Genomic DNA, 484 nt, shown 5'->3' on the forward strand with positions numbered 1-484 from the left:
TTGTTATCGATCCCAACACGGGTACTTGGACTTACACCCTCAATGACAACTTGTTAGTGGATCAACTAGCCCTGGGCGATAGTGAACAGGAGCAGTTCCTAGTTACCGTCACCGATGAACATGGCGCCTTTAGCACCCAATGGGTGACTATCACCATCACAGGCACCAACGACATGCCTGAGATCACCTCCTCTGCTGCAGCCGCGATGGGCGATGTGGTCGAGGCTGGTGTGCAGCCTGGGGGCAACGAGCCTGAGCCCGGCAGCTTAGTGGCTTCTGACACTCTCACCGCCGATGATGTCGATAACGGTGCCACTTGGACTTGGAGCGGCAATGCCGTCGGCAGCTACGGTAACTTTGTTATCGATCCCAACACGGGTACTTGGACTTACACCCTCAATGACAACTTGTTAGTGGATCAACTAGCCCTGGGCGATAGTGAACAGGAGCAGTTCCTAGTTACCGTCACCGATGAACATGGCGC

1 protein-coding gene is annotated in these 484 nt (G+C 54.5%); it reads left to right on the plus strand.

Features of this window, described 5'->3' with window-relative positions; translation table 11 throughout:
• The coding region (locus K5Q92_RS24030) for a VCBS domain-containing protein (RefSeq protein ID WP_220771279.1) at positions 1-484 on the plus strand (484 nt) is incomplete at both ends.

The sequence above is a fragment of the Shewanella sp. MBTL60-007 genome, from assembly GCF_019654915.1.
Taxonomy (GTDB): Bacteria; Pseudomonadota; Gammaproteobacteria; order Enterobacterales; family Shewanellaceae; genus Shewanella.